This window comes from Nocardia seriolae NBRC 15557 (genome assembly GCF_007990715.1).
Lineage (GTDB): Bacteria > Actinomycetota > Actinomycetes > Mycobacteriales > Mycobacteriaceae > Nocardia > Nocardia seriolae.
Genome location: NZ_BJWY01000007.1, coordinates 1 through 17743, shown reverse-complemented (window position 1 = coordinate 17743; position 17743 = coordinate 1). Strand labels below are relative to the sequence as shown.

The window sequence follows — 17743 nt, the reverse complement described above, 5'->3', positions numbered from 1 at the left end:
GTCGATCAAGATCAAGATCGAGAACCCACCCGTATTGGGTGCCATCCCGGCCTTCACCACAGCACGATGTCCGAGGTATCGGGGTCCGCGGTGGCCGGGTCGGGGTAGCGCGGGGTCAAGCTGAACAGCTCCACGTCGCGATGCGGGAAAACCCAGCGCAGAACGTCGATCTGATACTCCGTGACCGCACCGGTGTCCGGATCCCGCATGAGGGCGGTGTCATCGAGGAGGACCTCGCGCGGGCACGGGGTGTTCCAGATGCGGTCGAACTCCGGGCCCCCGGCCGCGGCGGACACCGCCAGATCGTCACCCGTCGCGATGGACCACAGCACCCGCCGCCGGATCAGGGGCATCTCGAACAGCCGGGCCAGCGCGTTCAGGGTGCCGGGATGCGGAATGCGCTGGCCGTTCTCGATCTTCTCGTAACCGCTGGTCGACATGTGCAGCGCGGCCGCGACGCCGCGCTGCGTCATGTGCTGGCGCAGGCGTTCCCGCTCGAGATACGCGCCGAGCGATATCCCCTTGCGGCCTTCGGACTCCGGTGAAAACACGAGGGACACCATGCCACCGCCGGCCGGAAACGTCCGACCGGCAACCGGATACCCGGGATCAGGCTCCCGGATAGGCCATGTAGAAGGGCTCCCACTGGTGCCCGTCGGGGTCGAGGAAGGTGCGGCCGTGCATGCCGACCTGGGCTTCCTGGGCGCGTTTCTCGGCATTCACCTCCTCGGTGCCGCCGGCGCGCAAAGCGGCCTCGGTGACGTCGTCGACCTCCTGGGCGCTGGTCAGGGCCAGGGCGTAGAGGGCGCTGACCGTGCCGTCGATGTCACCGATCGGGCGGGTGCTGAACGTGGTGAAGAAGTCGTGGGTCAGCAGCATCAGGCAGATATTGTCGTCCACCACGATGCAGGCGGCATTGCCATCGGTGAAGTCCTGGTTCACCTTCCAGCCGATGGCCTCGTAGAACCGTTTCGACCGGTCCAGGTCGGCCACGGGCAGGTTCAGGAAGATCATCTTGCTCGGCATGGCGGTAACCCCTCTTCTCGATGTACCGGTAGGGACGAACCGGGTGCGGAAAACTCATCGGTCGTGGAAGAGTGACCGGTGGAGGTGTCCGATGAATCACAGCTACCTGGTCGCTCTCACCGGTAGCGGCGGAACTGTGCCGCCGGAGCTGGGCGTGGTGCGGCGGCTGGTACGGCGTGGACATCGGGTGACCGTGCTGGCCGAGGAATCCCTGGCCGATCGGGTGGCGGCGACCGGGGCGCGGCTGCGGCCGCGCGCGGGAGCCGGATACGCCCGCGATACCGCCGACGAAATCGATGCCGAGCGACCGGATCTGGTGCTGGCCGCCTACTTCGCCGTCGGGGCCATGGTCGCCGCGCAAGCCTGCGAGGTGCCGTTCTCGGTGCTCATCCCCGGCATCTATCCGCTGCCGGTGGAGGGCGGGCCGCCGCCGGGAACCGGTTTCGGCCGGGCGCACGGACCGGTCGGACGGTTGCGCGACCGGGTGGTGGGCTCGCTGGTGCAGCGCCGCTGGGACGGGGAACTGCTACCGCGGCTCAATGCGCTGCGCGCGGACTTCGGTATGGAACGGCTGGCCCACTACCGGGACCAGGCGCAGCTGGCCCGGCGGCAGCTGGTGTTGACCAGTGCCGCTTTCGATTTCCCGGGTCAGAGTCCGGACGGGGTGCGCTGGGTCGGGCCGATCCTGGACGAGCCGGACTGGGTGCGGGCGGCGGACTGGACCCAGACCGACGGCGGCGAGCCGCTGGTCCTGGTCGCGCTGTCGACCACCTTCCAACGCCAAACCGATTGCCTGCAAAGGATCGCCGACGCGCTGGGCCTGCTCCCGGTGCGCGGCGTCATCACCACCGGCCCGGCGGTCGATCCCGCCACGATCACGGCCCCGCCCAATGTGAGCGTGCTGCCCGCGGCCTCGCACGGCGAGCTCATGCGCCACGCCAGCCTGGTCGTCACCCACGGCGGCCACGGCACCCTGATGCGGGCCTTCGCCGCCGATCTCCCGGTCGTGGTGCTCCCGCACGGCCGCGACAATGCCGACAATGCCGCCCGCGTGCGCGCCCACCACGCCGGAATCGTGCTGCCTCGCACCGCGACTCCGCAGCGCATCGCCCGCGCCGTGCGCCACGCCCTGCGCACCCCGGCGCACTATCGCGTGGCCGCCGAGCTGGGCCGGGCCATCCGCCACGATGCCCGCGGGGATGCCCTGCTGCACGAACTCGAACCCTCGCACGATCATCCCGACCCGGTGGGCGAGCACATCTTCTCGGCGCGCGAATTCGAATCCTGAGTTTGGCCGGATTTCGCCGAGAGCAGTCCAGATATGGCTGGCACGCTGGGCATTCACTCCTTTAGCGTGGGCCGCATGGATTTCGTGGCCGTTTTGCGCGAGAAGTTGAGCGAGTTCGGGGAGCTGATCACGCCCGGGGTGGATCTGGCCGCGCCGGTGCCGAGTTGCGGCGACTGGACCTTCTACGACCTGGTCGACCATCTCGGACAGGGGAACATGTGGGTGGTGACCGGGGTCGAGGAGGGCCGCGGGGACTACCTGGGCGAGCCCGCCCCGAAGGATCCCGCCGAGCTGCGGGCCTGGTACACCGACACGGCCGCCGCGATCGACGCCGCGCTGGCGGTGGATCCGGAGACCCCCGCGTGGACCTTCACCAGCCTGCTCCCGCGCACGGTCGGGTTCTGGCAGCGTCGGCGCGCCCACGAGACCGTCATGCACCTGTGGGACGCGCAGAACGCGCTCGGCACGGCCGTGGATTTCGAACCGGCCATGGCGGCCGACGGCATCACCGAGGTCTTCGAGATGTTCGCGCCGCGCATGATTCAGCGGGGGCTGGCCAAGGAACCGGAGGCCGGGCTGAGCGTGCGCGCCACCGACACCGGTGACAGCTGGACCTACGGTCCGGGCACGCCGGTCGCGGAAATCTCCGGCACCGCATCGGATCTGCTGCTGGCGCTGTGGCAGCGCAAGGGGCCCAAGGACGCGGGGCTGAACTGGCAGGGCAACTGGGCGGCGGGGGAGCGGGTGCTCGCCGGGCCGCTCGTGCCGTAAACCGTTTCCGGGCAAAGAAAAACGGCGAAGCGGTGGCCGGTATGGAAACCACCGCCTCGCCGTCGGCCGCGGATGCAGGGTCGGCCGAGTTTCCGAACGGTTCTAACTGTGCGAGCGCCTGTCTACTGCGCCAGCAGCGCGCCCAGCGCCCGCAGATGATCGGTCGCGCCGCCGAGCGCGAACTCATTGTGCTTGGCCGCGGTGAAGTACTGGTTAACGATGTGGTCCCGGTCGATGCCGACTCCGCCGTGCACGTGCACCACGGTGTGGGCGACGCGGTGGCCCGCCTCGGCGGCCCAGAACTTGGCGGTGTGGATCTCGGCGGTGGCCGGGAGCCGCTCGGCCACCAGCCAAGCCGCCTGCTGCACGGCCAGGCGCACGCCCTGCACATCGATGTAGCCGTCGGCCAGCCGCTGTGCCACGGCCTGGAAGCTGCCGATCTTGCGGTTGAACTGCTCGCGTTCGCGGGCGTAGTCGGCGACCAGTTCCAGGCCCTTCTCGACCACGCCGAGCTGGGTGGCGGCCAGGCCGAGCCAGGCGCGCTCCAGCAGCCAGGTCAGGATCTCGCCGCCCTGTTCGACGGTGCCCACCAATTCGGCCGGGGTCCCGGCGAATTCGACCTCGGCCTCGGGGGAGCGGTCGGTGACGATCTGGTCCTCGACGCGCACCGACTCGTGCGACGGGTCGACCAGGAAGACGGCGGGGACTCCGTCGACGCTGGCGGGCACCAGGATGCGAGCGGCCTGCCGCGCGAAGGGCACGGTGGTCTTGAGGCCGGTCAGCAGCCAGCCGTTACCGGCGATGGCGGTGGTGACCGGCTTGCCCGGCTCCCAGTTGCGCTCCTCGCTCAGCGCCGCGGTCAGGATGACCTCGCCGCTCGCGGCCTGTGCGGCCAGCTCGCGCTGCGGCGCGGAGCCGAACTGCGCGAGCGCGCCCGCGCCCAGCACGATCGACCACAGGTACGGCACCGGCGCGACGGACTTGCCGATCTCGCGCAGGATGGCCGTCTGCTCCAGCACGCCGAAGTCGCTGCCGCCCACCGATTCCGGCAGCGCCGCGGCCAGCACGCCGGTCTCGGCCAGGGAGTTCCACAGCGATTCGTCGAAGCGCACGGTCGGGTTGCCGTCGGTGTCGAAGTTCTTGTCGAGCTCACGCAGCCGGTCGGCGGTGACCAGCTTGCCGGTGACCTCGGCGGTGAGGCGGGCCAGATCCTGCTGCGCCTCGGTGAGGGTGAAATCCATGATGGTTACCTTGGTTTCGGTTAGCGCGCGGCGGCGGGCTGCTTGAGGGCGGTCATGGCGATGATGTCGCGCTGCACCTCGTTGGTGCCGCCGCCGAAGGTCAGGATCAGGCAGGCGCGGTGCATGCGCTCGAGTCGGCCGCGCAGCTGCGAACCGGCCGAATCCTGGCGCAGGTAGGCCTGCGGGCCGAGGATCTCCATGAGCGCGCGGTAGGACTCGGTGGCCAGCTCGGTGCCGTACACCTTGGTGGCCGAGGCGTCCCACGGGCGCGGAGCGCCCTCACCGGCACCGGTCGCGGGGTCCTTCTGCGCGTCGGCGCGCGAGGCGATCTCCCAGTTGGTGAGCTTCAGATATTCGACCTTGGCGTGGATGCGGGCCAGGCTGAGCTGCACCCACTCCTGATCGATGACGCGGGAGCCGTTGGCGGTCTTGGTATTGCGCGCCCACTCGGTGACCTGCGCGACGGCCAGCGCCAGCGGCGCGGACGAGGTCAGCGCGACCCGCTCGTGGTTGAGCTGGTTGGTGACCAGTGCCCAGCCGCCGTTCTCCGGGCCCACCATGTCGGAGTTCTTGACCCGCACGTCCTGGTAGTAGGTGGCGCTGGTGTCGGGTCCGGCCATGGTGTGCACCGGGGTCCAGGAGAAGCCCTCCGCCGTGGTCGGCAGGATGAACATCGAGATGCCCTTGTGCTTCTTGGCATTCGGGTCGGTGCGCGCGGCCAGCCAGATGTAGTCGGCGTAGGCGATGAGGGAGGTCCACATCTTCTGGCCGTTGATGATCCAGTCGTCGCCGTCGCGGACCGCGGCGGTGCGCAGCGAGGCCAGGTCGGTGCCCGCGCCCGGCTCGGAGTAGCCGATGGCGAAGTGCAGCTGACCGGCGGCGATCTTGGGCAGGAAGAACTTCTTCTGCTCCTCGGTGCCGTAGTGCATGATCGTCGGCGCCACCGAGTTGATGGTCAGGAACGGCACCGGGGCGCCCGCGATGGCGGCCTCGTCGGTGAAGATCAGCTGATCCATGGTGGACCGGTCCTGCCCGCCGTACTCCTTGGGCCAGCCGAGCGCGAGCCAGCCGTCGCGCCCCATCTCGGCGACGACCTCGCGATAGACATTGCCCTCGCCGTATTCGCCGGTCTGCGCCGAAAGCGCTTGCCGCCGTTCGGGAGTGATGAGCTTGGTGAAATAGTCACGTAGCTCGGCACGCAGCTGTTCCTGTTGCGGCGTGTAGGCGATACGCATACCAGTACCTCTAGCCTTCGTTTCTCGGTTCAGCCGATCATCGCACGCGAGTGAAACATGTTCCAGTATTGGTTCCGGTTAGGGCTGCTTTGCTGTTGCGGCGGGCCCCCGGTTGTTAGGCTCGGGCACAACCTGTGGTTAAGGAGAGAAACATGAAGGTCATCGTCGACTTCGATCAGTGCGAAGCCAACGGAATCTGCGTCGGAATCGCCCCTGACGTCTTTGATCTCGATGACGACGACAACCTGTCGGTCAACGAGGCCGAGGTGACCGAGGCCAATCGCCGCGATATCGAGTCGGCCGTGGCGCAGTGCCCCAAGGCGGCGCTGAAGCTGGTCTGAGCGCATGCTTGCCCGGCGGGTGGAACACGTTCTAGAGTCGGTCGCGCGAGTGAGCGAAGCGAGTGAGCCATAGGCACAGCGCGCATCGCGCACGCTCGCGACGAGCGAAGCGAGGAGTGAGCGTGAGCGATTCTGCTGTGAGTCTTGCCGGCCGGGTTGCCATCGTCACCGGCGCGGGCGCCGGGCTGGGCCGGGCCGAAGCCCTCGAGCTGGCCCGGGCCGGTGCGTCGATCATCGTCAACGACCTTGCCGAGAACGACACGGTGAGCGCAACCCTCGCCGACATCCGGGCGCTGGGCGTCAAAGCGGAGTTCGTGGCCGGCAGCATTGCCGAGTCCGCGACCGCCGAGGCGCTGATCCGTACCGCCGAGGAGACCTTCGGCCGGTTGGACATCGTGGTGAACAATGCCGGGATCACCCGGGACAAGATGCTGTTCAACATGTCCGACGCGGACTTCGACGCGGTCGTCGCGGTCCACCTGCGCGGTCACTTCCTGTTGACCCGCAATGCCGCCGCCTACTGGCGAGGTGAGTACAAGGAGACGGGTGCGCCGGTCTACGGCCGCATCATCAACACCTCCTCCGAGGCCGGTCTGCTCGGCCCGGCCGGGCAGGCCAATTACGGTGCCGCCAAGGCCGGTATCACCGCGCTGACCCTGTCGGCCGCCCGCGCGCTGGAGAGCGTCGGCGTGCGCGCCAACGCCATCGCGCCCCGGGCGCGCACGGCCATGACCGAGAAGGTCTTCTCCGCGGCCCCCGAGCAGGGCCCGGACCCGCTGTCCCCCGATCACGTCGCGCGGTTGGTGGCCTACCTGGCCTCGCCCGCCGCCGATGCCATCAGCGGCCAGCTGTTCGTCGTCTACGGCCCGATGGTGGCCCTGATGGCGGCTCCGGTGGTCGAGCAGCGCTTCGACGCCGAGGGCGAATGGACCCGCGAGGGCCTGGCGGCCAGCCTGGGCGGCTATTTCGCCGAACGCGGTTCGGACGCTTCGTTTTCCGCTTCCTCGCTGAAGGATCTGGGCTGAGGGTTACCTCAGTTTCCCCGCCGGGGGCCGTGAGTTCGGATGGACACGGTCCGGCCCCCGGGGCCTGCGGTTGATCACGGGATCGATCATTGGTAGGAATGGGGATCAACCATGTGTGTCGCCTCACAGTGCGGCATATCTTTGACGGTTAGGCTGGGGTGAACATGTTCTCGAAACTGGACACCGGTACAGAAAGAACACCTGTTCAAACCAGCGAAACCTTCCCGAACCGTATGAGAACGTGTTCTAATCTTCGAGCGGGACCGAGATCACATCCATATCTCGGTTGCTATAGCTAGGCAGGGGCAGGAGGAATAGCGGGAATGAATGAAGTCCTTGCCGTACCGCTGCGGGCGGTCGGAGGGTTCTTCGAACTCGCCGGTGCTGTCGCTCGCGCCGCGGTACGGCCCCCGTTCCAACGACGGGAATTCATCGATCAGTCCTGGTTCGTCGCCCGGGTTTCCATCGTCCCCACCCTCTTGGTGGCCATTCCGTTCACCGTGCTGGTGAGCTTCACGCTCAATATCCTGCTGCGCGAGATCGGCGCGGCCGACCTGTCGGGCGCGGGTGCGGCCTTCGGCGCCATCACCCAGATCGGTCCCATGGTCACGGTGCTCATCGTGGCCGGCGCGGGTGCGACCGCCATCTGCGCGGACCTGGGTGCGCGCACCATTCGCGAAGAGATCGACGCCATGAAGGTGCTCGGCATCGATCCGATCCAGCGCCTGGTGGTGCCGCGCGTGCTGGCCTCGATGTTCGTGGCGTTCCTGCTCAACGGTCTGGTGGCCACCATCGGCATTCTGGGCGGGTTCCTGTTCTCGGTCTTCCTGCAGGGCGTGAATCCGGGTGCGTTCGTCAACGGCATCACGCTGCTGACCCACCTGCCCGAGCTCGTCGAATCGCAGGTGAAGGCCACGCTGTTCGGACTCGTCGCCGGACTGGTCGCCTGCTACCTCGGTCTGAACGTCAAGGGCGGGCCCAAGAGTGTGGGCGACGCCGTCAACCAGACCGTCGTATTCGCCTTCATGGCGCTGTTCGTCATCAACGTCGTGGTAACCGCCGTTGGCATCAAGTTCACGGCGCGGTGATCAGATGGCGTTCGTGATCCAATCTCGTTTCCCGAAGGTGACCAAGCGCTTTCGGCGTGTCAACGAGGGTCTCGACTCGGTCGGCAAGCACGCGGTGTTCTACGCGCAGTCGATCGGCTCGGTGCCCAAGGCGCTGGTGCACTATCGCACCGAGACCATCCGGCTGATCGCCGAGATCTCCATGGGCACAGGCGCTCTGGCCGTGATCGGCGGCACCGTCGTGATCGTCGGCTTCCTGACCCTGGCCGCCGGCGGCACCATCGCCGTGCAGGGCTACAGCTCGCTCGGCAATATCGGCGTCGAGGCCCTCACCGGCTTCTTCGCCGCGTTCATCAACGTTCGCATTGCGGCGCCGGTGATTTCGGGCATCGGCCTCGCGGCCACCCTCGGCGCGGGTACCACCGCGCAACTCGGTGCCATGCGCGTCTCCGAGGAGATCGACGCCCTGGAGGTGATGGCCATCCGGCCGATTCCCTTCCTGGTCGGTACCCGCATGCTCGCGGGCATCATCGCGATCGTCCCCCTGTACTCACTGGCGGTCATCGCCTCCTTCATCGCGAGTCGCTTTGCGACGGTGGTGATCTACGGCCAGTCCGCCGGTGTGTACGACCATTATTTCGATACCTTCCTGATCCCCAGCGATATCCTCTGGTCGTTCGCGCAGGCGATCTTCATGGCCATGGCGGTCATGCTGATCCACACCTACTACGGCTACAACGCCGCGGGTGGTCCGGTCGGCGTGGGCGTGGCGGTAGGTAATGCGGTGCGGGCCTCGCTGATCGCGGTCGTCATGGTGACGCTGCTGATGTCGTTGGCCATCTACGGCACCTCCGGCAATTTCCATCTCTCCGGGTAGGGTGGGACATGGTGCAACAACACAGCGATGTGGTGAGCCCGATCGGCTCGCCGTTCGTCGCGAAACCCGCGCCCAAGCGGTACCTCGAGCAGGGCTGGGTCATTCGCCTGGCCGGTGCGGGCATGGTGCTCGGCCTGGCCGCGGCCGTCGCGATCTGCCTGATCATGTTCGCGGGCGGGTTCGAGAACACCGTCAAGGTGACCGTCGCGGCGCCGCGCGCCGGTCTGGTCATGGACCGGGATGCCAAGGTGAAGATCCGCGGCGTCGAGATCGGACGGGTCGAGTCCATCAGCGACGCCGCCGACGGCAGCGCGCGGATCGAGCTGGCTCTCGATCCCGACAAGCTGAAGCTGGTTCCGGCCAACGCCACGGTGAACATCAACTCGACGACCGTGTTCGGTGCGAAGTACATCAACTTCGTTGCTCCGCAGAGTCCTTCGGCCGATTCGCTGCGACCCGGCACGACCGTGGCGGCGCAGACCGTGACGGTGGAGTTCAACACCATCTTCCAGCACCTCAATGACGTGCTCGCGAAGGTGCAGCCGGAGAAGCTGAACGCGACGCTCACGGCGCTGGGTACCGCGCTGCAGGGCCGCGGCGACAAGCTCGGCCAGGCGATGGCCGACGCCGACGCCTTCCTGGCGCAGATCAACCCGTCGCTGCCGACCCTGCAGAACGATCTGCGCAAGACCGCGATCGTCAGCGGCACCTACGCCGACACCGTGCCGGATCTGCTGCGCACCACCGACAATGCGGTGGTCACCGGTAAGACGATCGTGGACGAGCAGCAGCGGATCGACGCGATGCTCACCGATCTGATCGGGCTGTCGGACACCACCACCCCGATCCTGGAGGAGACCGGCTCGCCGATCGTGGAGGCGCTGCGGTTGCTCGACCCGACCACCGCCCTGCTCAACAAGTACAAGTCGGCTATCTACTGCACCGTGGTGGGTCTCGGCTCGAACATGTCGATCGTCGCCGACGAGTTCGGTGGCCGGTACCCGGCGGTCAATATGAACGCCAGCATCATGCCCGGCGGTACCCCCTACAAGTACCCGGAGGATCTGCCGAAGGTGAACGCCACCGGTGGCCCGCACTGTGAGGGCGTGCTCGATCACGTACCCGGCACCAATGCTCCCTACCTGGTGACCGACACCTCCGAGGGTGAAGTGTGGCATCCGGAGACGAACCCGCACTTCAATGCCAACGTCTTCCAGCTGCTGTACGCGGGCATGCCCGGACTGGCGGGGGGCAACAAGTGAGGTTCAAACCGCGCGCGGTCACCGTCAAGCTCGGCCTGTTCACCCTCGTCATGGTGCTCGTGCTGGCCATGCTCGCGGTGGTCTTCTCCCAGATGCGTTTCGCCCGTGAGAACGGCTACCACGCGGTCTTCACCAGCTCGTCGGGCATGCTGCCCGGGTCCAAGGTGCGCATCGCCGGTGTGCCGGTCGGCTCGGTGAGCCGGGTGTACGTGGGCAAGGACAAGATGGCGCACGTCGACTTCGACGTGGATCGCAAGTACAAGATCTACTCCAGCACCCAGGCCACGATCCGCTACGAGAATCTCGTCGGCGACCGCTACCTGGAACTGCTCGAAGGACCCGGCACCACACAGGCTCTCGGCAAGAACGGCACCATCCCGGTCGCGCAGACCAAGCCCGCCCTGGATCTGGACATGCTGCTGGGCGGGTTCAAGCCGCTGCTGCGCGGGCTGGACCCGGCCCAGGTCAACGATCTGACCAGCGCGCTGCTGCAGGTCTTCCAGGGCCAGGGCGGCACCCTGGTGGCGCTGCTCAACAGCTCGGGGTCGTTCGGAAAGACGCTGGCGGACAAGGACGCACTGATCGGCAGCGTGATCGAGAACCTGAAGACGGTGCTGTCCACCATCGACGACCGCAATCAGGCTTTCGGTACCACCCTGGACGAATTGCAGCGACTGGTCAGCGGGCTGGCCGCGGACAAGGATCCGATCGGCGACGCCATCCCCCGGAGCTCCGGTGCCACCGGCGATCTGACCGACCTGCTGCGGACGGCGCGGCCGGATCTGAAGGCGACCTTCGATCCGCTCGGCCGGACCGCGGGCGTGCTCGACGACAACACCGATGAACTGCAGTGGATCATCGAGAACCTGCCCGACGCCTACAAGAAGCTGGTGCGCATCGGTTCCTACGGTTCGTTCCTGAACATCTACGCCTGCCCGACCGACCTGATCGTGGACGGTCCGGACGGAAAGCCGCTGCATGTCAAGCTGCCCGGTGGCCAGACGACCGGAAGGTGCAGCAAATGAGCGAGCGTTCGCCCCTGATCAATTACGGCATCATCGGCATCGTGCTGGCCTCGACCATCTCGCTGGCGTCACTGCAGTTCGATCGCCTGCCCTTCGTACGATCCGGCGCCGAGTACTCGGCGCTGTTCGCCGACGCGGGCGGCCTGCTGCCGGGCGACCAGGTTCAGGTCGCCGGCGTGAAATCGGGCCGGGTGCAGCAGGTCCAGCTGGACGGCGCCAAGGTGAAGGTGCGGTTCACCCTCGACGAGGGAATTCCACTGGGCAACAAGACCACCGCGGCCATCAAGACCAATACGGTGCTGGGCCGCAAGTCGCTCGAGGTCACCCCCGAGGGTGACGGCACGATGCGCGGGGACTCCACGATTCCCTTGGAGCGCACCACCTCTCCGTACTCGCTGAACGACGCGCTGGGCGATCTGTCCAATACGGTCAAGGGCCTGGACATGGACCAGGTCAACAAGACCCTCGACGCGCTGTCGGACACCTTCAAGGACACCCCGGCCCCGCTGCGCTCCGCGCTCGACGGCATCACGGCGCTCTCGCGCAGCATCAATACCCGCGATCAGGCCCTGACCGATCTGCTCGGCAAGGCGCAGAGCGTGACCAAGGTGCTGGCCGACCGGGCCTCGGAGATCAATACGCTGCTGGTGGACGGCAACAGCCTGCTGGGCGAGCTCGATGCCCGCAAGGCCGCGCTCGGCCAGCTCATCACCTATGTCAACGGTCTGGCCAAGCAGCTCACCGGCTTCGTCAACGACAACGAGGCACAGCTCAAACCCACACTGGACAAGCTGAATTCGGTGCTCGGGGTGCTGCAGCGGAACAAGCAGAATCTGTCCGACGCGCTCGACGCGCTCGGGCCCTACGCGGGCGCGCTGGGTGAGCAGGTCGGCAGCGGTCCCTACTTCCAGGCCTACATCGTCAACGCCAACAGCGACTACGTCCAGATGCTGGTCGACTCCATGGTGTGGCCGGACCATCTGCCCAGCGACCTGCAGCACTACCTGAAAGACTTCCCGCCGGTCATTACCCCGGCACAGACGGAGCCGGGTAAATGAACGCACTGCGCAAAGTTGGAACTCTGCCCCGCTGGGCGCGAATCGTCGCGGTGGTGGCGCTCGCCGCCCTTGTCGTGGGCGTCGGCTACTCGGCCGTGAACCGGATCGGCAAGACCGAGATCACCGCGTACTTCCCTTCCACCAGTGGGTTGTACGCGAGTGACGAGGTCCGCGTGCTCGGCGTCAAGGTCGGCACCATCGATGCGGTGGAGCCGGGCAAGGACCGGGTCACGGTCAAGATGACGCTGGACCGGGGCATCGACATCCCCGCCGATGCCAAGGCCGTGATCGTCTCGCCGTCACTGGTTTCCGCGCGTTTCATCCAGCTCGCGCCCGCCTACGTCGGCGGGCCGAAGCTGAAGGACGGCGGGACCATCCCGATCGAGCACACCGCCATCCCGGTCGAATGGGATGACATCAAGGCCGAATTGAACAAGCTGGCAACCACTCTCGGCCCGGTCGGCCAGGACAAGCAGGGCTCGTTCGGGCGCTTCGTCGATACCGCCGCCAATAATCTCGACGGCAACGGCCAGGCGTTCCGCGACGCGCTCAAGGAGCTGTCGGGCGCGCTGACCACGCTGTCGGACGGCCGCACCGATCTGTTCGCGACGATCCGCAATCTCCAGGTCTTCGTGGACGCGCTGTCGCACAGCAACGATCAGATCGTGCAGTTCGGCAACCGGCTCGCCTCGGTGTCCTCGGTGCTGGCGGGGGTGTCCACCGATCTCGGTGCGGCACTGGACAATCTGGATGGCGCGGTCTCGGACGTACGCCGGTTCATCGAGTCCCGCGGCGGCGCGCTCACCGACAGCCTGCAGCGCATGGCCGACGTGACCCAGCTGCTGGTGGACAAGCGGCCCCAGCTCGAGCAGGTGCTGCACTCCGGCCCCACCGCGCTCACGAACTTCTACCAGATCTACAAGCCCGCGACCGGCTCGGTGACCGGCTACCCGGTGCTCACCAATATGGCCGATCCGATGAGCTTCCTGTGCGGTTCGATCGCGGCGTTGCAGGACAACGACTCCGACAAGAGCGCGAACCTCTGCGCTCAGATCCTGGGACCGGTCTTCGGCAATCTGGCCATGAACTACCTGCCGTTCATGCTCAGCCCCGCCACCGCGGCGGGCGCGCACCCGGACCAGATCAACTACAGCACACCGGAACTCCAAGCCCGCGCCAATGCTCAGGTCAGCGTGCCCAAGAGCCTCGCCGAACTGGCACTCCCGGGAGGCAACCGATGAAAACCATTCGCGGCCGCAAGCAGGTGGCGGGCCTGGCGATCGGCATCGCGATCGCCCTGGGCGCCACCGGATGTGAGTGGGACGGCCTGAACTCGCTGCCCATGCCCGGTGCCGCCGGCACCGGGGAGGGGGCGTGGCAGGTGAAGATCCAGATGCCGAATGTCACCACGCTGACCCGCAATTCGCCGGTCATGGTCAATGACGTCACCGTCGGCTCGGTCACCGGGATCGATGTGGAGGGCTGGCACGTGCTGGTCACCGTCAGCATGGACAAGGGTGTGAAGCTGCCCGCCAACGCCGTCGCCAAGATCGGTCAGACCTCGCTGCTGGGCAGCAACCACGTCGAACTCGCCGCGCCGACAGAAGTGGTGGCGCAGGGCGAATTGAAGGACGGGGACATCATCCCGCTCGAGCGTGCGGGCGCCTACCCGACCACCGAGCAGACGCTGTCCTCGCTGTCGGTGGTGCTCAACGGCGGCGGCATCAGCCAACTCGAGAACATCACCGGTGAGCTCGACAAGGCGTTCACCGGGCGCACCGACGCGATCCGGGATCTGTTGCCGCAGTTGAACACTCTGATCGGCACCCTGGACAACCAGACCAAGGACATCATCGCGGCGATGGGCGGGCTGGACCGGTTCTCCGGCATCCTGGCCCAGCAGAAGGACCAGCTGGCCAGCGCCATCGACAATATCCATCCGGCCCTGACCGTGATCGCCGATCGGCGCGCGAACATCACCGAGACGCTGACCGCACTGGGCGGTCTCAGCGATGCCGTGGACAAGATCGTCCAGCAGGGCGGCGCCGACCTGAAGTCCAACCTGGCCAATATCTGGCCCGCGCTGGAGCAGATCGCCAATACCGGCAGCAATCTCACCAGTGCGCTGAACATGCTGCTCACCTTCCCGTTCCCGATGCATCAGATGGACGGCGCGGTCAAGGGCGACTACCTCAATGTGAAGATCACCTTCGATCTCACCGCGGCCCGCCTGGCCAAGAACTTCCTCACCGAGACCCCGCTCGGCCCGCGCTACGCGGGCGTGGAGGGCGCGCTCGGCCAACTCGGCGGCACGCCGGGCGAGCCGGTCGATCCCAAGAACGCCCCGTTCCAGGCGCACCCCGATACGCCCGCGCCGATGCCGACCCTCCCCGGTATCGGGCAGGTCCCAGGTCTGCCCGCGATTCCGGGTCTCACCGTGCCGCAAGGGAAGTGACGATGAAACTCACTCGCTTCGTCAAGGTTCAGCTGGTCATCTTCTCCGTGCTGACGGTCATCGGCATCACGGTGATGGGCGGCTACTACGTCAAGCTGCCCGCCGCGTTCGGCATCGGACGCTATGACGTCACCGTGCGGCTGACCGCCACCGGTGGGCTGTACGAGCACGCCAATGTCGCCTACCGGGGCACCAATGTCGGCAAGGTGAAAGAGGTCGTCCTGACCCCGGCCGGGGTGGACGCGAAGCTGTCGATCGACAGCGATTACAAGATCCCGAAGGACGTCGACGCCTGGGTGCGCAGCGTGTCGGCGGTCGGTGAGCAGTACGTCGATCTGGTTCCGGCCGATAACGCCAAGGGCGGCAACCTGTCCGACGGTTCGGTGATCCCGGTCGAGCGCACCAAGCTGCCGCAGGACGTCGGCAGCCTGCTCGATCAGACCGACCGGCTGCTCAACAGCGTCGCCGACACCAAGCTGAAGCAGGTCATCGACGACGCCTTCGTCGCGTTCAACGGTGCGGGACCGGACCTGCAGCGCTTCCTCGACTCCGCGACCCTGCTGGTGCAGGAGGCGAAGACCAACACCGAGGCCACCAAGGACCTGATCGAGAAGATCGGCCCGCTGCTGGACACGCAGGTGCAGTCCGACGAGGCCATCCGGAGCTGGACCAGGGATCTGGCCACGGTCACCGACCAGCTGCGCGAGCACGATCCGGCGCTGCGCAATGTCATCGAGAAGACGCCGGGCGCGGTTACCCGTGCGACCCAGCTGTTCCAGGATCTGAAACCCACGCTGCCGCTGCTGGCCCGCAATCTGGTCAGCGTCGGTCAGGTCGGCTACACCTACAACCCCAGCATCGAGCAGCTACTGGTGGTCTTCCCGCCGCTCATCGCCGGGCTGCTGTCCGTCGCGACCGGCGGGCCCACCGAGTACGGCGCGATGGTGGACTTCATGGTGAGCGTGAACGATCCGCAGGGCTGCACGACCGGGTTCCTGACGCCGGAACAGCGGCGCTCGCCCGCGCTGCTGGACCATCCGGACACCCCGAGCGGCCTGTACTGCAAGGTTTCCCAGAACTCCCCGCAGGCGGTCCGCGGTATCCGCAACACCCCGTGCATGGAGGTCCCGGGCAAGCGCGCGCCGACGCCCGAAATGTGCCGTGACCCCGAGGGTTTCGTGCCCACGGGTGACAATCCGCCCTTCGGCAAGCCGAATCCGGTGGACAAGAACGGCAATCCGACCGGTGGCGGCACGCCCAGTTCCGACACTTCCAAGCCGGGTGCGGGCAACCAGGTCCAGCCCGCGTCGGTCCAGACCCAACCGTACGATCCGCGTACAGGTGAGTTCCTCGGGACGGACGGACGCACGTATCGTCAGGCGAACCTCGACGGCAACGGCTCCGGGGTAATCCCGGCAACTCTGACAGCAATGGTCCAGGAGCAGGTGAAATGAGCGATTCGAGTGTGGTGAGAAACCGGACACGACGGCGGGCAGTGCGCTCGGAAGGGCCTCCGCCGGAGGAGAAGGGGACCGCCACACCGGCGTTCGAGACCGTCGTACCCGTGGCGGACAAGCCCGACGTCGTGGCGCTCGCCAAGGAGTCCCCGGCCGACTCGGCACCGGTGGAGGTGACCGGGTGGGGCGATGTCGCCGTCGCGGACGCCGCGCCGCCGGACTCCCCGCCGGAGTCCGGCGAGCCGGTCGAAGACGCCCCTGCCGCTGCCCCCGAATCCGAAGCGCCCGCAGTCGCTTCGGCCGACGGCGGCAGCCTCTGGATGCGGGTCGTCGCGATCGCCGCCCTGGTGCTCACGGTGGTGACGGTGAGCGGCACCGTGTGGGCCGCCCACCAGCGCAGCGCCATCGCCGATCAGGACGCGCTGCGCGCGGACTACGTGCAGGCCGCCAAGCAGGCGATGCTCAATGTCACCAATATCAGCGCCGATACCGCCCAGGACGACATCAACCGGGTGCTCGCGGTGACTTCCGGTGACCTGCACAAGGATTACACCGACCGCAAGGACGACTACGCGGGCATCGTGCAGAAGGCACAGGTCCGGGCCAAGGGCGAGGTCGTCGAGGCCGCCCTGCAGTCCTCCGACGATCACTCCGCGATCGTGCTCGTCGCGGTCAAGCAGGTCCTCACCAACGCGGGCGCCGATGGCCAGCAGCAGCGGCAGTACCGGTTCAAGGTGACGCTGTCCCGGGACGACAAGGGCGGCATCACCGCGACCGGAATGGAGATGACGGTATGAGCAAGCGCCAGCGCGATCTGATCCTCATGGTCTGTGCCCTCGTCGTCTTCGCCGCCGGTCTCGGCATCGGCGGCTGGATCGGCTACGGCTACTGGCAGGACAGCCACGTCGACCAGGCCCGCGAGCAGTCCACCGTGGTGGCCACGCGGACCGTGGAAGGCATGTTCGGCTACAACTTCCGGACCATCGACACCACCATGCCCAAGGTGTGCGAGGACATGACCCCGAAATTCCGCGACGATTGGCTGAAGGTCACCAATACCGTCCTCGCGCCCGCCGCGAAGGAGAAGGAACTCGTCGTCCAGGCCACCGCCACGGAAACCGGTGTGATCAAGGCGGATTCCGAGCACGTGGAGGTCATGGTCTACCTCAACCAGAAGGGCGCGGGCAAGGACCCCTCCAAGGGCACCTACGACGCGAGCCGGCTGCGGGTGACGCTGGACAAGAACGGCAGCCGCTGGCTGGTCTCGGACGTCAACCCGATCTGAGCCCGGCCCCGCGATCGCGGTCGACGATCGAATCCTCGCTCGGCGAGCCAGGTGAGCACGGCGTCGAAGCCGTCGGCGCCGTTCGGTTCGTGCGCGATGCCGTGGCCCGCACCGGGCTGGACGTAGACGTCGGGAGGCGTCGACGGGTCGAAGTAGATCCGCTGTGTTTCGCGGACGGTCGCCGGGTCGCCGCGCTGGTGTTCGGGCGGAGTGCGGAAGAGCCAATCGTTACGGCCAGAATGTAACACGTTCTACCACTGTGGGATTCGTTGTTCCGGCGATGGGATCGGTGCGGATCAACTGGTACCCGTGTACAACTCGATCTAGTAC

At 67.0% G+C, this 17743-nt stretch carries 18 protein-coding genes; 14 read left to right on the top strand and 4 right to left on the bottom strand.

Translation table 11 applies throughout. The features are described from left to right. Nucleotides 1-53: 53 nt before the first annotated feature. Nucleotides 54-551, bottom strand: coding sequence for a helix-turn-helix domain-containing protein (locus NS2_RS03455; protein WP_158544161.1), 498 nt, complete (start codon nucleotides 549-551; stop codon nucleotides 54-56). Between the two features lie 58 nt (nucleotides 552-609). Then, complete coding sequence (locus NS2_RS03450) at nucleotides 610-1026, bottom strand: VOC family protein (RefSeq protein WP_033085653.1); 417 nt, start codon at nucleotides 1024-1026, stop codon at nucleotides 610-612. A 91-nt stretch (nucleotides 1027-1117) separates the two neighbouring features. Between NS2_RS03450 and NS2_RS03445 the strand changes: the two genes are divergently transcribed. Both NS2_RS03445 and NS2_RS03440 read left to right on the top strand, forming a co-directional pair. Then, nucleotides 1118-2314 carry a glycosyltransferase gene (locus NS2_RS03445; protein WP_045436135.1) on the top strand — a complete coding sequence of 399 codons (1197 nt, stop codon included), beginning with the start codon at nucleotides 1118-1120 and terminating at the stop codon, nucleotides 2312-2314. A 75-nt stretch (nucleotides 2315-2389) separates the two neighbouring features. After that, nucleotides 2390-3085 (top strand): maleylpyruvate isomerase family mycothiol-dependent enzyme, encoded by a 696-nt coding sequence (locus tag NS2_RS03440; RefSeq protein ID WP_036545226.1) that lies wholly within the window; start codon nucleotides 2390-2392, stop codon nucleotides 3083-3085. A gap of 122 nt (nucleotides 3086-3207) precedes the next feature. On the opposite strand, the gene NS2_RS03435 is transcribed toward NS2_RS03440, so the two are convergent. Continuing rightward, nucleotides 3208-4326: an acyl-CoA dehydrogenase family protein gene (locus NS2_RS03435; protein ID WP_033085655.1), complete on the bottom strand. Its 1119-nt coding sequence runs from the start codon at nucleotides 4324-4326 to the stop codon at nucleotides 3208-3210. Nucleotides 4327-4346: 20 nt separating this feature from the next. Beyond that, nucleotides 4347-5561: an acyl-CoA dehydrogenase family protein gene (locus NS2_RS03430; protein WP_033085656.1), complete on the bottom strand. Its 1215-nt coding sequence runs from the start codon at nucleotides 5559-5561 to the stop codon at nucleotides 4347-4349. Between the two features lie 152 nt (nucleotides 5562-5713). On the opposite strand from NS2_RS03430, the gene NS2_RS03425 reads away from it, so the two are divergent. From NS2_RS03425 to NS2_RS03375, 12 genes are all read left to right on the top strand, one after another. Beyond that, nucleotides 5714-5902, top strand: coding sequence for a ferredoxin (locus NS2_RS03425; protein WP_033085657.1), 189 nt, complete (start codon nucleotides 5714-5716; stop codon nucleotides 5900-5902). A gap of 116 nt (nucleotides 5903-6018) precedes the next feature. Next, nucleotides 6019-6927 carry a 3-oxoacyl-ACP reductase gene (locus NS2_RS03420; RefSeq protein WP_033085658.1) on the top strand — a complete coding sequence of 303 codons (909 nt, stop codon included), beginning with the start codon at nucleotides 6019-6021 and terminating at the stop codon, nucleotides 6925-6927. Nucleotides 6928-7250: 323 nt separating this feature from the next. After that, on the top strand, nucleotides 7251-8015 hold the full coding sequence (locus NS2_RS03415; RefSeq protein WP_033085659.1) for an MlaE family ABC transporter permease: 765 nt from the start codon (nucleotides 7251-7253) through the stop codon (nucleotides 8013-8015). A gap of 4 nt (nucleotides 8016-8019) precedes the next feature. Continuing rightward, a complete protein-coding gene (locus NS2_RS03410; RefSeq protein WP_033085660.1) occupies nucleotides 8020-8871 on the top strand; it encodes an MlaE family ABC transporter permease in 852 nt (283 codons plus the stop codon). An 8-nt stretch (nucleotides 8872-8879) separates the two neighbouring features. Then, nucleotides 8880-10133 (top strand): MCE family protein, encoded by a 1254-nt coding sequence (locus NS2_RS03405; protein ID WP_081985631.1) that lies wholly within the window; start codon nucleotides 8880-8882, stop codon nucleotides 10131-10133. Next, nucleotides 10130-11158 (top strand): MCE family protein, encoded by a 1029-nt coding sequence (locus NS2_RS03400; protein ID WP_033085661.1) that lies wholly within the window; start codon nucleotides 10130-10132, stop codon nucleotides 11156-11158. The genes NS2_RS03405 and NS2_RS03400 overlap by 4 nt, the downstream gene beginning before the upstream one ends. After that, entirely contained in the window at nucleotides 11155-12216 is a 1062-nt protein-coding gene (locus NS2_RS03395) for an MCE family protein (protein ID WP_033085662.1), read from the top strand. The genes NS2_RS03400 and NS2_RS03395 overlap by 4 nt, the downstream gene beginning before the upstream one ends. Further along, nucleotides 12213-13457: an MCE family protein gene (locus NS2_RS03390; protein ID WP_033085663.1), complete on the top strand. Its 1245-nt coding sequence runs from the start codon at nucleotides 12213-12215 to the stop codon at nucleotides 13455-13457. Before NS2_RS03395 ends, NS2_RS03390 begins: the two co-directional genes overlap by 4 nt. After that, the gene (locus NS2_RS03385; protein ID WP_033085664.1) at nucleotides 13454-14671 is read left to right on the top strand and encodes an MCE family protein; all 1218 of its coding nucleotides are present in this window, start codon (nucleotides 13454-13456) and stop codon (nucleotides 14669-14671) included. Before NS2_RS03390 ends, NS2_RS03385 begins: the two co-directional genes overlap by 4 nt. Before the next feature lie 2 nt (nucleotides 14672-14673). Then, entirely contained in the window at nucleotides 14674-16125 is a 1452-nt protein-coding gene (locus NS2_RS03380; RefSeq protein ID WP_033085665.1) for an MCE family protein, read from the top strand. Between the two features lie 110 nt (nucleotides 16126-16235). Continuing rightward, nucleotides 16236-16925, top strand: coding sequence for an Rv1363c family protein (locus NS2_RS35790; protein ID WP_155239086.1), 690 nt, complete (start codon nucleotides 16236-16238; stop codon nucleotides 16923-16925). Beyond that, a complete protein-coding gene (locus NS2_RS03375) occupies nucleotides 16922-17413 on the top strand; it encodes a hypothetical protein (protein WP_033085667.1) in 492 nt (163 codons plus the stop codon). Before NS2_RS35790 ends, NS2_RS03375 begins: the two co-directional genes overlap by 4 nt. The last annotated feature ends 330 nt before the right edge of the window (nucleotides 17414-17743 follow it).

Bases quoted from the DNA above. Each gene is read 5' to 3' on its own strand.
- NS2_RS03450 (WP_033085653.1), bottom strand. From the start codon at position 1,026: ATGCCGAGCAAGATGATCTTCCTGAACCTGCCCGTGGCCGACCTGGAC.
- NS2_RS03445 (WP_045436135.1), top strand. From the start codon at position 1,118: ATGAATCACAGCTACCTGGTCGCTCTCACCGGTAGCGGCGGAACTGTG.
- NS2_RS03440 (WP_036545226.1), top strand. From the start codon at position 2,390: ATGGATTTCGTGGCCGTTTTGCGCGAGAAGTTGAGCGAGTTCGGGGAG.
- NS2_RS03435 (WP_033085655.1), bottom strand. From the start codon at position 4,326: ATGGATTTCACCCTCACCGAGGCGCAGCAGGATCTGGCCCGCCTCACC.
- NS2_RS03430 (WP_033085656.1), bottom strand. From the start codon at position 5,561: ATGCGTATCGCCTACACGCCGCAACAGGAACAGCTGCGTGCCGAGCTA.
- NS2_RS03425 (WP_033085657.1), top strand. From the start codon at position 5,714: ATGAAGGTCATCGTCGACTTCGATCAGTGCGAAGCCAACGGAATCTGC.
- NS2_RS03415 (WP_033085659.1), top strand. From the start codon at position 7,251: ATGAATGAAGTCCTTGCCGTACCGCTGCGGGCGGTCGGAGGGTTCTTC.
- NS2_RS03410 (WP_033085660.1), top strand. From the start codon at position 8,020: ATGGCGTTCGTGATCCAATCTCGTTTCCCGAAGGTGACCAAGCGCTTT.
- NS2_RS03405 (WP_081985631.1), top strand. From the start codon at position 8,880: ATGGTGCAACAACACAGCGATGTGGTGAGCCCGATCGGCTCGCCGTTC.
- NS2_RS03395 (WP_033085662.1), top strand. From the start codon at position 11,155: ATGAGCGAGCGTTCGCCCCTGATCAATTACGGCATCATCGGCATCGTG.
- NS2_RS03390 (WP_033085663.1), top strand. From the start codon at position 12,213: ATGAACGCACTGCGCAAAGTTGGAACTCTGCCCCGCTGGGCGCGAATC.
- NS2_RS03385 (WP_033085664.1), top strand. From the start codon at position 13,454: ATGAAAACCATTCGCGGCCGCAAGCAGGTGGCGGGCCTGGCGATCGGC.
- NS2_RS03380 (WP_033085665.1), top strand. From the start codon at position 14,674: ATGAAACTCACTCGCTTCGTCAAGGTTCAGCTGGTCATCTTCTCCGTG.
- NS2_RS03375 (WP_033085667.1), top strand. From the start codon at position 16,922: ATGAGCAAGCGCCAGCGCGATCTGATCCTCATGGTCTGTGCCCTCGTC.